The sequence below is a fragment of the Acutalibacter sp. genome (assembly GCF_056800975.1).
Window position 1 is genome coordinate 1 of record NZ_JBQISV010000062.1, and the last position, 13067, is coordinate 13067.

Consider the following 13067-nt stretch of genomic DNA (forward strand, 5'->3'; position numbering starts at 1 on the left):
TTCTCCACTCTTTGGAACACCTATGCGTTCTTTGTTCTTTATGCGAATATTGACAGCTTTGACCCCACCCAGTACAAATTAGAGGACTGCGCCCTGACGGTTATGGACCGCTGGCTGCTGTCCCGGCTGAACAGCACTGTGCAGGAGGTGGACGCTCAGCTCTCTCAGTACCATGTGCCGGAGACCGCCCGGGTGCTGCAGGATTTTGTGGACGAGCTCTCTAACTGGTATGTCCGCCGCAGCCGGGAGCGCTACTGGGTGCAGGGGGAGGCCAGCGACAAGACTGCGGCCTATATGACCCTTTATACTGCCCTTGTGACAGTAGCCAAGCTGCTGGCCCCTATGGCTCCCTTTATGAGCGAGGAGATTTACCGCAATCTGGTATGCTCGGTGGACAGCAGCGCACCGGAGAGCGTGCATCTTTGCCAGTTCCCGGTGTGCGATGAGAGTATGATGGACAAAAAGCTGGAACAGGATATGGACGAGGTGCTGAAGATCGTTGCCCTGGGCCGGGCTGCCCGGAACCAGGCCAGCCTGAAAAACCGCCAGCCCCTGAGCCGCCTGTGCACAGACGCGAACGCCGGTCTGGGCGAGCTGTATCAGGATATCATCCGGCAGGAGCTGAATGTAAAGGAGATTGCTTTCCTTGAGGATATGTCGGAGTTTACGGCCTACAGCTTCAAGCCCCAGCTGCGGCTGCTGGGCCAGAAGTATGGCAAGCAGCTGGGGGCGATTCGTCAGGCTTTGCAGCAGCTGGACGGCTCCGCTGCCAAAAGAGAGCTTGACAAGGATGGGGTTATGCACCTTTCCTTGCCTGAGGGAGCCATTGACCTGACGCCGGAGGAGCTGCTGATTGAGACCACCCAGAAGGAGGGGTATACCTCTGCCTCTGACCGGGGCTTGACTGTGGTGCTGGACACGGCCCTGACAGAGGAGCTGGTTGAGGAGGGCTTTGTCCGGGAGATTGTTAGCAAGCTGCAGTCTATGCGCAAGGATGCGGGCTTCTATGTAACAGACCACATCCGGGTGTACCACCAGGGCAGCGAGAAGGTGGAGGCCATTCTGCAGAAGCACCGGGAGGAGATTCTGTCCGGGGTGCTGGGAGAGGACTGCGTCTGCGGCCAGCTGGGAGGCTATACAGCCCAGTGGGATGTGAACGGGGAGGCCACCAGTTTCGGCGTGGAGAAGGTGTAAGCTTGTCTTATTGTAATAGCGGGTTACCCGGTTATGTCTGACAGGGGCCGTCGCAGTGGCCGTTAGGGCGTGTTCTTATCGTGTTCGCAGGTGGCTTATCGGCAGATTTGTGCTGTCATCTGTGCTTTTTCCCTGGAAGCCGGTAAAAAGCTGGTTTATAATCCGCGTATTCTATTTATGTCAGTTCGTTCGGTTTGGAGATATGCCGTCTTTCGTGAGACGGACCGAGGCTGACGCTATTTTTGACAGAGGCAAAGCCCGGAAAAGAGAAAAGGAAAGGCCTTCCCGGCTGGGAAGGCCTTTTGCTTTATAGAAAAGAAGGTTACTTAACAGCTTTTCCTTGGAAAAGCCACGCGCTTGTCAGCAGGATCGAGCCGCAAGGGAAAAGGCTTGCCACCCAGAGGGCACGGTAGGGCAGGGGGAGCAGAGGCTCAAAAAGGAAGCTGCCGGAGGTATGGGGTCCAGAAGACAGTGGAGGCAGAGGGGGAAAAGAGGAAACCAGAAGCGTCGACGGGGCTGCCTGTCAGCCAGCAGGCCCGGCCACACCGCCAGCCACAGTGCCAGACCAGATTGCCAGCGAGGTAAAGTAAACCAAGTAGACAGCAGTCTTGAAGAAAATGGGGCCCTGCTCTATGGGGATGGACACCCCACACAGCGACCAGAGAAGCAGGCCGGAAAGGACAGCAGTATAAGTGGTAAGAAGGAGATGTGCCCAGTGTGTTAAGGCAGGGAGCCTTATACTCCGGCTGCCTCCCGGACGATGCGGCACTCCTCCATCTGCTTCACCAGGTGGAACTGGTTCCGGGCCCGGTCCAGATTCTGCTGGGGGTGGGAGGTGCGGAAGTACACGTCTCCGTTCAGGTAGTCGGTCAAAAAGCGCACGCCTACCTCATAGGTCATGGTCCAGGCTCCATCCGGAAGGGTGTCAAGTTCTGTGCTTGTCAGAGCGGCCCCGGCAGCAGAGAGGAAGCCCCGGGTGTAAGCCTGGAACAGTTGCAGGTCGAATTTTACCTTGCTCAGGTCAGTCTCAGCCTCGGCGGCGGTAGAAGCGCCGGCGCGGATGGAGTCGCCGAAGTCGTAGGCAGTGAGGCCGGGCATCACTGTGTCCAGGTCGATTACGCAGACTGCCTGGCTGGTGGCCTGGTCAAAGAGAATATTGCTCATTTTCGTGTCATTATGGGTGACCCGCAGGGGGAGCTTCCCCTGGGCCAGCAGACTGGTGAGCAGCCCCGCGTGCTCCCGGCGGCTCAGGGCAAAGTCCAGCTCAGCCTGCACCTGGGCAAGACGGCCCTTGGCATCAGCGGCGACAGCCTCCTCTAACTGGCGAAGCCGCACCGGCGTGTTGTGAAAATCGGGAATGATTTCATGGAGGCTGTCCGCAGGATAGTCGCTGAGCATGGCCTGAAAGTCCCCAAAGGCCCGGCCTGCCTCCTGAAGCATGGCAGGGCTGTCGGGAGTCTCATAGGAGGCAGCAGAGTCAATATAGCGGGTACAACGCCAGTAGTTGCCCTGCTCGTCATGATAGAAAGGGGCGCCGGTGGTGGTGGAGACTACCTGCAAAAGCTCCCGGTCCGGGTTGCCGCCTCGGGCCAGGACCTTCTCCCGGAGGAATTGGGTGACGCCCACCATGTTTTCCATAATGTGCTCCGGGTGGGGGAACACAAAGTGGTTGATGCGCTGCAGGACCCATTGACCTGCTGCCAGGAAGGTGTCGTTGATGTGGCCGCCGGGAATGTTCTCCAAAGAGGAGGCGGGGTCCAGGCCAAAGGCCTGAAGAACCGGTGGGGGAACAGTGGTCATTTTCATGGGAATCTCTCCTTGTAGTATAATAAAAGCAATCTACACTGTAAAGGGATATACCTTTCTGTCAAGGCATATCCCTTTTCATTGTCAGAAACGCAGCAGGGCCCGGAGAATGACCTCAGAGCCGGTGCCGGAGACAGTCAGGCTGCCGCTGTGGGCAAGCACGATCTCCGCCGTGCTGTCCAGACCCTGAAGCTCAGACTTCTCCTGGGGCGTGTCGTCAAACAGCCAGGCAAACAGGTCTGTGAGCTTTTTGCCGGAGAGGGAGAAGCGGGGCTTGTCCGGCAGCGCGCCGGAGTAGACGGCCTCTAAACGCAGGCTGTCCTCAGCGGGAATGGCAGTGAACCGCAGGCGGCGTTGACCCTCAAAGGCGGCGGCGTCAAAGCAGGCCCGGGTGAGCAGCTCGTTGACCATGACGCACAGCTCAGCGGTTTTCAAGGGGCACTCCGCGTCCTGGGCATTGCACTCAAAGTCAATCTGATTCTGGGTGGCGAATGCGGCCTTAGTGGCAATTACGGCGTTGAGATAGGGGTTTTCATGATAGCGGAACAGAATGGGGTTGTGCTGGGTGTTTCGCCTTACCATGTTGATGTACACGGGCACCTTCTCCGGCTGCTGGTCCCGCAGCAGCTCCAGCACCGTGTCAAGGGCATATTCCCCGGATTTCTGGGCCGCGCGGACCTCCCGCACAGCGGCCATCATGTCCACGAAGTCGCCAGACTCCATTTCCAGCATACGGTCCCGCATAGCGTCCCGGGCGTTCCGGGCCTGCCAGCGGCCGGCCTGGTAGACGCTGCGAAAGCAGAAAATCAAAATACAATAAAAGCCCGTGGCCAGAAGAAGCCGGCGGGTGGGAGTGCGCACACCAAACAGGGCGTCCAGTTTGCCCAGGCACAGCAGATAATGAAAGCCCATGAGCACCAGCATCCCCCCCAGAAAAACAGAGGGGCCCCGTTCGCTGAACCGCTGAAGCGGCCTGTAAAGGCAAAGGCCTGTCACCAGATAGACCAGCAGCATGGCCAAAATGGACACCGTCCCGCCCAAGGCCCCAGTGGTAGAAAAGGGCATTGCCCCCAAAAACAGGGGGATAAACAGCAGGCAGTAGGCAAAATTGGCCAGGGAGAGAATGGCGACAAACAGCTTTTGCAACAGATTATTGCTGTGAAGGAAAAAAGAGGCTCCCAGAAACAGCGAAATTCCAGCCGCGCAGGGAACCTGCCAGGCAGGATCCGGCCCGCCGGCCTTGTCCTTGAGCAAGGAGGACAGGAGCAGGGACAGGAGATAGGTCCCGGTCATCACCGCCAGAGTCGTCCAGATGCGGTAGCGGTCCCGCAAAAGACTGACGAACAGACCGTACACGCAGAGAAAACAAGGGGGAAATAAACCATTGGCTTCACACTCCTGAGGGGAAATCAAGGCGGCGCGGGGTGGGGCTCTCCATATCAAAATGAAAAATAGGCCGCAGGGCATAGCCCACAGCCTATTGTAGCATACTTTCGCGGATAATACCAGACCTAATTGAAAATATAGGTTGTTTTACTATATTTCGACATGAGGATTGTACAATATGATGTTAAGTGGATAGCTTTACAGATTGTGAGGTGATTGACAGCATGTCTGGAATGACAAGTAAATATGCTTTACATCTCGTCGACAACAAACATGGAGGTGGAGAGATAGCGGTCGCCGCCGTCAGGCAGGAGAACGACGATGTTTTTGCCCTGGTTGACTGTCTCCCGGGCCAGCTGGGCCGCAGCCCACAGAGCCGCTCCAGCGGAGATGCCCGCCAGAATTCCCTCGGTCCGCCCCAGGGCCCGGCCCATGGCAAAGGCATCGTCGTCTGTTACGGGGATGACCTGGTCGATGATGCCAGCGTCCAGCACGGATGGGACAAATCCTGCGCCGATCCCCTGTATCTGGTGGGGGCCAGGTGCGCCGCCCCCCAGCACTGGGGAGGCGGCTGGCTCCACCGCCACGGTCTGGATAGCGGGGTTCTTGCTTTTCAGGAATTTCCCCACCCCGGTGATGGTGCCGCCAGTGCCGGCGCCTGCCACAAAAATGTCCACCTGACCATCGGCGTCCTCCCAAATCTCCGGGCCTGTGGAGTCAAAATGGGCGGCGGGATTGGCAGGGTTGTCAAACTGACTGGGAATAAAGCTGTTGGGTATGCGCTGCGCCAGCTCCTTGGCTTTGGCGATGGCGCCGCTCATGCCCAGCTCTCCGTCAGAGAGCACCAGCTCTGCGCCGTAGGCCTGCATCAGCAGGCGGCGTTCCATGCTCATGGTGTCTGGCATGACGATGATGACCCGGTAGCCCCGGGCGGCTCCTACGCTGCAAAGGCCGATGCCGGTGTTGCCCGAGGTGGGCTCGATGATGACGGAGCCCGGCCCCAGCAGTCCCCGGCGCTCGCCGTCATCCAGCATTGCCTTGGCTACCCGGTCTTTCACGCTGCCCGCGGGGTTGAGGCTCTCGATTTTCGCCATGAGGTGGGCGGTTAAGCCCAGTTTCTTTTCCAGACGGCACAGCTCCAAAAGGGGCGTGCGGCCGATCAGCTGTTCAGCGGATGTGTAGATTCTGCTCATTGGATCGCCTCCGTTGTGGTTGGTGGAGTGGTATAGTAAACACACTATGTCTATGATACCACTGGCCCGGGGAGGCGTCAAGGGGAAACAAGGGGTCATTTCTGCCCGTCCATTTGCCCCCACAGCCCCAATGTCTGCCCGAACAGGTTGGAATAGTGGCACTCGCCGGTGGAGATGACCGGCGCAGCCAGCCTCAGACGCTCTGTAAAGTCCACTGACTTGTCGGTGAGCCGCTGGTCTATGGTCACGTTTACCACTTCGCACAGGAATAGGGTGCTGTAGCCCTGCTCTGTTGTAGGAAGCCGGGCTTTTGACAAGTTTTCTTCCTTTACAACCTTCAGCTCCAAGCTCACCGGGCTCTCGGCAATGGTGGGCACATGCAGCGCCTGCCCCTCCTCCACAGTGGGCAGACGCCGCATTTTATCCGGGTTCTCCCGGCCGGAGGTGTTGCCGTAATAGTCTGCCAGGGGGAGAAGGGCCTCGTTCACCAGGTTGGCGGAGAACATGCCGGTTTTGCGAATCAGGTCCTTGGTCATTTTCTCCTCGCCGATGCAGGCCATAACCCCCAGCCGACCCTCGTCCTCTCCCAGCCAGCACCAGCCGAACCAGCAGAAGAGGCCGAAGTGAGGTGTACCGTCCTCTTCATAGTTGCCGTACAGGTAAAAGGCTTGGGGGCAGAAGTCGTTGCCGAGCTCGCCTTTGATTTTTGCCATGGTCATTCTCCTTCCGATTTTTTCTTCGCCTTTGGCTTTTTCAGCTCTTTCTCACAGTTTTCCAGGTTAGCCAGCACTTGGTCCAGCAGACTGTCCAGCCGTGCGGCGTCCTCTTGGGCCATGCCCTGATAAAACAGCCGGTTCATCTGCTGGGACACCCGCTCATAGGGCTCTTCCAGGTCCCGGGCCGCGTCTGTCAGGTGGATGAGCACCTGCCGCCGGTCTACCTGGGCAGGGCGGCGGACAACTAGGCCGCTGTCCGCCATGCGGGCCAGCATGGCGGTGAGGGTGTTTTTTGCCAGGCCGGTTTTTTGGACCAGCCGGGCAATGGGCACCCCGTCCTCTTGCCAGAGCACATAGAGAATGCGCCCCTGGGGGCCGTTGAAGGCCTCGACGCCGCTGGCGGCCAGCAGCCTTTGAAACACCCGCCCCTGCACCTGTTTGATTTGTGAGATGAGGAAGCCTGTTCTTGTTTCGATGGGTTTGACCTCCCTTCCAACAGATAGTACCATATAGAACTAGATTTGTCAAGTTCTATATAGAACTTTTTGTGCTTTGCAGGCGAAGAAATTTAAACCGGGTTTGCGGGCCCGTTGCTGACCCGCTGGCGGGTGATGGGGATGGGGACGTGCTTTTCCGGGTAGAAGAAAGCGGCGGGGGAGATGGCAAAGAGCTCGGCCAGGGTCCTCAGCTGTTCCACGTCGGGCAGAGAGCGGCCAGCCCCGTAAACAGCATAGGTTGAGCGGGTGACGTTCAGCTGGGCGGCCACAGAGAGCTGAGAGAAACCTCTGGCCAGACGCAGGTTGCGCAGCATACTTCCCAGGGCTTTGGAGAAATCCGTCATATTGTACACCTCACGATTTTTGTTGTGTGTTTATTATACATTAACGTTTGTAACACGTCAAGAGTCGTGTGAAATGTCGTTTAGAATTTTTCATCTCATGGGTAAACTGTTACTGAGGTGATTGCATGTCAAAATATCGGAATAGCTGGGAGCGGATGCGGGACCTGAGTTTTGCCATCAGCTATTACCGCCGCAGGAAGAATATAACCCAGGAGCAGCTTGCGGAAGCCGTAGGGATCAGTCGACAGCATATGGGAGCTATTGAAGCGCCCAATATGGACAGAGGTCTTTCGCTGACGCTGCTGTTTGATATAGCTACAGTATTGGAGGTTGAGCCCTATCAACTGCTGAAATTCGGCCTGGAAGACGGGAACTGAACCCCGCGCCGGGCCCTCACACATTTTCTCCCCCTTCATAGTATGGAATAAGAACCCCAAAGGAGGAGATAGTATGCCGGAAAACGAAGGTATGCCCGCCAGCCGGGATTGCTTCAACGAGACAGTCTGCATTGACGCCATGAGGATATACGACTCCTGCAGCGACAAGGACTGTGTTGAGGACATCCGCGTGCTGTTCCCCGCCGCGCGGCAGCCCATGATTGACGGGGCCACCAATGTGCGCATGAAGGATGTGAGCGTGATCACCGTTTACATTGACCTGCAACCCATTCCGTTTAACAAGGGCTTTTATTCGGTGGACATGACATTCTTCTTTGACGTGACAGTGGAGCTGTTCGGCGGGCCCGCCGCCTGCCCGGTGCCGGTGAGCGGCGTGTCGGTGTTCAACAAAAAGGTGGTGCTCTATGGCAGCGAGGGCAGCGTGAAGCTGTTCTCCTCTGGCCAGTGCCCAGAGGAGCCGGACCTTTCCGGGGGAGAGCGGGCGCTGCCCAAGGCCACGGTGCAGGTGGCGGAGCCGGTGGCTCTTTCCGCCAAGCTGTGCGGCGGGCCCTGCCGCAGCGAGCCCTACTGCCGCATTCCAGACTGTATCTGCCAGCGTTATGGGGGCGAGCTGGACCCCTCGCCCCAGCGCAACAATGTCTATGTGACCATTGGCCTGTTCACCATTGTGCAGATTGTGCGCAGCGTGCAGATGCTGATTCCCGCCTACGACTTCTGCGTGCCGGAGAAGGAGTGCGTTACCTCCTCCGACAACCCTTGCGAGCTGTTCCGGCGCATCGACTTCCCGCTCAATGAGTTCTTCCCGCCCCGTGCCGGAGACCAGCCGGATGGGGGCTGCGGCTGCGGGCGTTGAGAGGGGCCTCTGGGCGTTCCGGCCGGCATTCTGAGGCGGCCTCCCTGCCGGGCTGACCTGTCCCGGAGGCCTCTGGGCTTTCGGGGGGCTTTGACCCTTGCCATTTCTGAACAGCTGTGGCGTCATGCGCGGGAAGCGGTTATGCTCCTGTGCCCCTCCAAAAACTTTCCCCGGAGAGGAGCCTCTCCGGGGAAAGTTTTGCTTGCATTTTTTCAGCGGCTATGGTATAATGCACTCGAAGTAACAATGTTCCTATGCTCCACCAAAAAGGATCCCCGGAGAGGGTTCGTCTCCGGGGATCCTTTATTGCTTACTTGTCTCCAAGCTTCTTATCAATCCACTTGCAGATGTAATATGTAGCGACACCTGCTGCAACGGACAGAATAGAAGTAACAATGTACTCCAAATGCTCCACCTCCCTTCCGCTGCCGGATTGGAGGGGTGGCAAGCAAGTATATGATAGCATAAATCGACAAAAACTGCAAGAAAAAGCTCCCCGGAAGGGCTCTTGAGAGAGTCCCCGGGGAGCTTTTGGCTTTTTGCTTATTCCACCGCAGTCACGGTGTAGTCCTGAGCCTCTACAGCGGCCTTCAGCTCGCTGCCGGCAATTTCGCCGCTGAGGGTGACTACCGCTGTGCCGCTCTCATGGCTCACCTGGGCGCTCTCCACCTGGGGGAGGGCCTCAAGGGCCTTTTTCACCCGGGCCTCGCAGTGGCCGCACATCATGCCTTCAATTTTCAGGGTTTTTGTCATAACAGTTTCCTCCTTTGTGTTGTGTTGACTGTGTTTGCTTCTGCGCTTATGGTCGTGCCGGGGGTCCCGCAGACGGAACAGGTTCAGCCGCAGGGCGTTGCTCACCACGCAGAAGCTGGAAAGGCTCATGGCCGCTGCCCCGAACATGGGGTTCAGAGTCAGCCCCAGAGGGATGAACAGCCCCGCCGCCAGGGGAATGCCAATGGTGTTGTAGAAGAACGCCCAGAACAGGTTCTGGTGAATGTTCCGCAGGGTGGCCCGGCTGAGCCGGATGGCGGCGGGCACGTCGGACAGGCGGCTGTGCATAAGCACGATGTCTGCCGCGTCAATGGCCACGTCGGTGCCCGCGCCAATGGCAATGCCGGTGTCTGCCCGGGTGAGGGCCGGAGCGTCGTTAATGCCGTCGCCCACCATAGCCACCCGGCCCTGCTCCTTCAGCTGTCGGACGACGCTCTCCTTGCCGTCAGGCAGCACCCCCGCAATGACCTCGTCGACCCCTGCTGTTTTACCGATGGCCCTGGCGGTGCGCTCGTTGTCGCCGGTGAGCATTACCACCCGCAGGCCCATGCCCTGCAGCTCCCGGATGGCCCCGGGGCTGTCCTCCTTCACTGTGTCCGCTACGGCAATAAGGCCCAGCAGCTTTCCGGCCTGGTCGGCAAAGAACATAGGGGTCTTACCCTCTCCGGCCAGGGATTCGGCCCGGGAGAGCAGGGGGGAGGGGTCGATCCCGGCTTCTTCCAGCATCTGCCGGTTTCCGCCCAGAAGGATGCTTTCCTCCACCTGTCCCCGAACGCCTCTGCCGTGAATCGCAGCGAAATCCTGCACCTGAGGGACAGACAAACCCCGGTTTCCGGCCTCCTCCACAATGGCGGCGGCAAGGGGGTGCTCTGAGGGGGACTCCAAAGCAGCGGCCAGAGCCAGCAGTTCCTCCTCTCCCAGTCCGGCGTTGGGGTAGATATCAGTCACCTTGGGCTGGCCGCTGGTGATGGTGCCTGTTTTGTCCAGGGCTACGATCTCGGTGCGGCCAGCGGCTTCCAGAGAAAGGGCTGTCTTAAAGAGAATGCCGTTTTTGGCTCCCAGGCCGCTGCCCACCATAATAGCCACAGGCGTGGCCAGTCCCAGGGCGCAGGGGCAGCTGATCACCAGCACTGAGATGCCTCTTGCCAAAGCAAAGCCCGCGCTTTGGCCCAGCAGCAGCCACACCGCCGCTGTCACCAGGGCAATGAGAATGACCACAGGCACGAAGACTCCCGAGACCTTGTCAGCCACCTTGGCAATGGGGGCCTTGGTAGCTGCCGCGTCGCTGACCATTTTAATGATCTGGGAGAGGGTAGTGTCCTGCCCCACCCGGCTGGCCCGGCATTGCAGGTAGCCCGAGCGGTTCAGGGTCGCCGCCGAGACCAGATCGCCGGGCCCCTTATCCACAGGCACGCTCTCGCCGGTAAGGGCGCTCTCGTCCACTGCGCTGGCCCCCTCTAAAATTACCCCATCGACAGGAACGCTCTCCCCAGGCCGCAGGGTGAAAATGTCCCCAGGGACTACCTGATCTACGGGCACAGAGACCTCCTGGCCCTCCCGGAGCAGGGTGGCGGTTTTGGGGGCCAGGTCCATCAGACTGCGCAGAGCGTCGGTGGTGCGGCCCTTGGAGCGGGCTTCCAGCATTTTGCCCAGGGTGATCAGGGTCAGAATCATGCCGGCCGACTCAAAATACAGCTCCATCATGAAGTCCATCACAGCGGCGGTGTCTCCCCGCAGCTGTGCGTCTGTCATGGCGAACAGGGCGTAGGTGCTGTAGACAAAAGCGGCTGCGGCGCCCAGCGCCACCAGGGTGTCCATATTAGGGGCCCGGTGCCAGAGGCTTTTGAAGCCGCTGACAAAGAAGCGTTGGTTGATCACCATAATGGCCGCTGTCAGCAGCAGCTGAATCAACCCCATGGCGATGTGGTTATGGGCCAGAAAGTCAGGCACAGGCCAGCCCCACATCATGTGGCCCATGGAGAAGTACATGAGCGCCAGCAAAAAGCCCAGGGACCAGAGCAGGCGTTTTTTCAGTCGGGGGGACTCCGTATCCTCCAGCTCTGAGGGAGAGGGGGCGGGAGCAGCGGTCTGGCTGGCAGACTTGGGCGCAGCCCCATATCCGGCGGCCTCCACAGCGGCCACGATGTCGGCAGGGGCGGCAGAGCCCTCCACCCCCATGGAGTTGGTGAGCAGGCTCACCGAGCACCCGGTGACCCCAGGCAGCTTAGACACAGCCTTTTCCACCCGGGCGCTACAAGCAGCACAGGTCATACCCGTCACATTATATTGTTCCATTTTTTTAATCCGCCTTTCATGTTGGTGCAGGGCGCAAACCCCCACCACGAAGCTGAAACGTTTTTTTAATCCGCCTTTTGCGTTGGTGCAGGGCGCAAACCCCCACCACGAAGCTGAAACGTTTTTTAATCCGCCTTTTGCGTTGGCACAGGGCGCAAACCCCTACCACGAAGCTGAAACGTTTTTTTAATCCGCCTTTTGCGTTGGTGCAGGGAGCAAACCCCTACCACGAAGCTGAAACGTTTTTTTTAATCCGCCTTTTGCGTTGGTACAGGGCGCAAACCCCCACCATGAAGCTGGAACGTTTTCTTAATCCGCCTTTTGCGTTGGTACAGGGCACGAACCCCTACCACGAAGCTGAAACGTTTTCTTCATTCACCTTTTGTTTTGGTGTGGGGAGCGGCCCTGCCCTGGTGCGCAGAGGTGTTGGCGATAGGGACTGTTTTGCGTTGTGGGGACTGGCTGGGCAGAGGGGGAGCCTTTGCAATATGCTTCTGACCCTTGGCCGGGTCATTTCATCAGCTTCTGCAAAGCGTTGACCAGCTCATCCACCGTGCCGTCGTTACCAGCCTGCAGGTCACGGGCCACGCAGGTGCGCAGGTGCTGGGCCAGCAGCTCCCGGGAAAAGGCGTTGAGGGCGGCGTTGGCGGCTGCGGTCTGGGCAAGGATGTCAATACAGTAGGCCTCCTTTTCCAGCATGCCCCGAATGCCTCGGATTTGTCCCTCAATGCGGCTGAGCCGGTTGCACAGCTGGCGGTATTCCTCTTGAGAACGTTCTCTGGTTTTGTGGCAGCTATCGCACATGGCGGGCCTCCTTTTCTAAAACTCTAGGGCTGAAATACCCAGGTGGGGTATTTGTATTATATACCCAGGTGGGGTATTTGTCAAGTGAAATTTTTCAAAGACATTGGTGGGGGAGCTTTGGGGACACAGCATACAGCGTCAGGGGGGCTGCCGGTCTTTGGGGGAGGAAAAGAAAAAGCGCGGGCACTCCTCACCCGCGCTTTCCTTTCATTATGGCTTCCGGTTCCCCAGGCGTCCCAGCAGCGTAACCACAACCGCAATCAGCCCGATGACCACAAAAATGCCCAGCATGCCGTTGCCCATCATGCGCACGGCCTGGTTGATGTCCTCCATTCTGGCCGCGGCCTCTGGGGAGACATAGATTGTCGTGGGCCCGTCCGCGCCACCGATGATGCCAATGCTGGCGTTCAAAAAATGATTCCACATTACAGGGTTCTCTCCTTCCTCACATAAAGAATCCCAGCACAATACCGCCGGCGACTGCCGAGGCGATCTGGCCGGACACATTGGCCCCTACCGCGTGCATGAGCAGATGGTTCTGGTTGTCCTCGGCAATGCCCATTTTCTCCACCACCCGGGCAGACATAGGAAAGGCCGAGATCCCTGCCGCGCCGATCATGGGGTTGATCTTCTCCTTGGTAAACAGGTTCAGCACCTTGGCAAACAGCACTCCGCCAATGGTGTCAAACACAAAGGCGAACAGGCCCAGGCCCATGATCATCAGGGTATCTACTGTTACAAATCGATGGGCCTGCATAGAGAAGGAGATGGTGATGCCCAGCAGCAGGGTGACCAGGTTGGCCAGGTCGT

The 13067-nt window shown here is 58.5% G+C and carries 13 protein-coding genes; 3 read left to right on the plus strand and 10 right to left on the minus strand.

From position 1 onward, the window contains the following. Positions 1-1194 (plus strand): class I tRNA ligase family protein (locus ACTO5E_RS07630; protein ID WP_482302818.1); only part of this gene is annotated, 1194 nt, incomplete at its 5' end. Between the two features lie 735 nt (positions 1195-1929). Here ACTO5E_RS07630 and ACTO5E_RS07635 read toward each other — a convergent pair. The 6 genes from ACTO5E_RS07635 to ACTO5E_RS07660 all read right to left on the minus strand — a co-directional run bounded on the left by ACTO5E_RS07635 (position 1930) and on the right by ACTO5E_RS07660 (position 7136). Continuing rightward, a complete protein-coding gene (locus ACTO5E_RS07635) occupies positions 1930-3000 on the minus strand; it encodes a phosphotransferase enzyme family protein (protein ID WP_482302819.1) in 1071 nt (356 codons plus the stop codon). Positions 3001-3084: 84 nt separating this feature from the next. Beyond that, positions 3085-4356: a hypothetical protein gene (locus tag ACTO5E_RS07640; protein WP_482302820.1), complete on the minus strand. Its 1272-nt coding sequence runs from the start codon at positions 4354-4356 to the stop codon at positions 3085-3087. Positions 4357-4637: 281 nt separating this feature from the next. After that, entirely contained in the window at positions 4638-5579 is a 942-nt protein-coding gene (gene cysK / locus ACTO5E_RS07645) for a cysteine synthase A (RefSeq protein ID WP_482302821.1), read from the minus strand. 95 nt (positions 5580-5674) lie between these two features. Then, complete coding sequence (locus tag ACTO5E_RS07650; protein ID WP_482302822.1) at positions 5675-6292, minus strand: flavin reductase family protein; 618 nt, start codon at positions 6290-6292, stop codon at positions 5675-5677. Between the two features lie 2 nt (positions 6293-6294). Further along, positions 6295-6717, minus strand: coding sequence for a MarR family transcriptional regulator (locus ACTO5E_RS07655; protein WP_482302823.1), 423 nt, complete (start codon positions 6715-6717; stop codon positions 6295-6297). Positions 6718-6863: 146 nt separating this feature from the next. Next, on the minus strand, positions 6864-7136 hold the full coding sequence (locus tag ACTO5E_RS07660) for a helix-turn-helix domain-containing protein (RefSeq protein WP_482302824.1): 273 nt from the start codon (positions 7134-7136) through the stop codon (positions 6864-6866). A 125-nt stretch (positions 7137-7261) separates the two neighbouring features. On the opposite strand from ACTO5E_RS07660, the gene ACTO5E_RS07665 reads away from it, so the two are divergent. Together ACTO5E_RS07665 and ACTO5E_RS07670 are read left to right on the plus strand one after the other, a co-directional pair. Continuing rightward, entirely contained in the window at positions 7262-7513 is a 252-nt protein-coding gene (locus ACTO5E_RS07665) for a helix-turn-helix transcriptional regulator (RefSeq protein WP_482302825.1), read from the plus strand. 73 nt (positions 7514-7586) lie between these two features. After that, entirely contained in the window at positions 7587-8387 is an 801-nt protein-coding gene (locus tag ACTO5E_RS07670) for a hypothetical protein (protein ID WP_482302826.1), read from the plus strand. Between the two features lie 543 nt (positions 8388-8930). Here the strand turns inward: ACTO5E_RS07670 and ACTO5E_RS07675 are convergent. From ACTO5E_RS07675 to ACTO5E_RS07690, 4 genes are all read right to left on the minus strand, one after another. After that, a complete protein-coding gene (locus ACTO5E_RS07675; RefSeq protein ID WP_482302827.1) occupies positions 8931-11453 on the minus strand; it encodes a heavy metal translocating P-type ATPase in 2523 nt (840 codons plus the stop codon). A gap of 510 nt (positions 11454-11963) precedes the next feature. After that, positions 11964-12257, minus strand: coding sequence for a metal-sensing transcriptional repressor (locus ACTO5E_RS07680; protein ID WP_482302828.1), 294 nt, complete (start codon positions 12255-12257; stop codon positions 11964-11966). A gap of 210 nt (positions 12258-12467) precedes the next feature. Then, positions 12468-12683 (minus strand): hypothetical protein, encoded by a 216-nt coding sequence (locus ACTO5E_RS07685; RefSeq protein WP_482302829.1) that lies wholly within the window; start codon positions 12681-12683, stop codon positions 12468-12470. Positions 12684-12702: 19 nt separating this feature from the next. Continuing rightward, a partial coding sequence (locus ACTO5E_RS07690; RefSeq protein WP_482302830.1) for a sodium ion-translocating decarboxylase subunit beta occupies positions 12703-13067 on the minus strand: 365 nt, incomplete at its 5' end.

What these genes read in the sequence shown, in the direction of transcription:
- ACTO5E_RS07670 (WP_482302826.1), top strand. Translation starts at nt 7,587, where the DNA reads ATGCCGGAAAACGAAGGTATGCCCGCCAGCCGGGATTGCTTCAACGAG.
- ACTO5E_RS07665 (WP_482302825.1), top strand. Translation starts at nt 7,262, where the DNA reads ATGTCAAAATATCGGAATAGCTGGGAGCGGATGCGGGACCTGAGTTTT.
- ACTO5E_RS07675 (WP_482302827.1), bottom strand. Translation starts at nt 11,453, where the DNA reads ATGGAACAATATAATGTGACGGGTATGACCTGTGCTGCTTGTAGCGCC.
- cysK (WP_482302821.1), bottom strand. Translation starts at nt 5,579, where the DNA reads ATGAGCAGAATCTACACATCCGCTGAACAGCTGATCGGCCGCACGCCC.
- ACTO5E_RS07680 (WP_482302828.1), bottom strand. Translation starts at nt 12,257, where the DNA reads ATGTGCGATAGCTGCCACAAAACCAGAGAACGTTCTCAAGAGGAATAC.
- ACTO5E_RS07685 (WP_482302829.1), bottom strand. Translation starts at nt 12,683, where the DNA reads ATGTGGAATCATTTTTTGAACGCCAGCATTGGCATCATCGGTGGCGCG.
- ACTO5E_RS07660 (WP_482302824.1), bottom strand. Translation starts at nt 7,136, where the DNA reads ATGACGGATTTCTCCAAAGCCCTGGGAAGTATGCTGCGCAACCTGCGT.
- ACTO5E_RS07635 (WP_482302819.1), bottom strand. Translation starts at nt 3,000, where the DNA reads ATGAAAATGACCACTGTTCCCCCACCGGTTCTTCAGGCCTTTGGCCTG.
- ACTO5E_RS07650 (WP_482302822.1), bottom strand. Translation starts at nt 6,292, where the DNA reads ATGGCAAAAATCAAAGGCGAGCTCGGCAACGACTTCTGCCCCCAAGCC.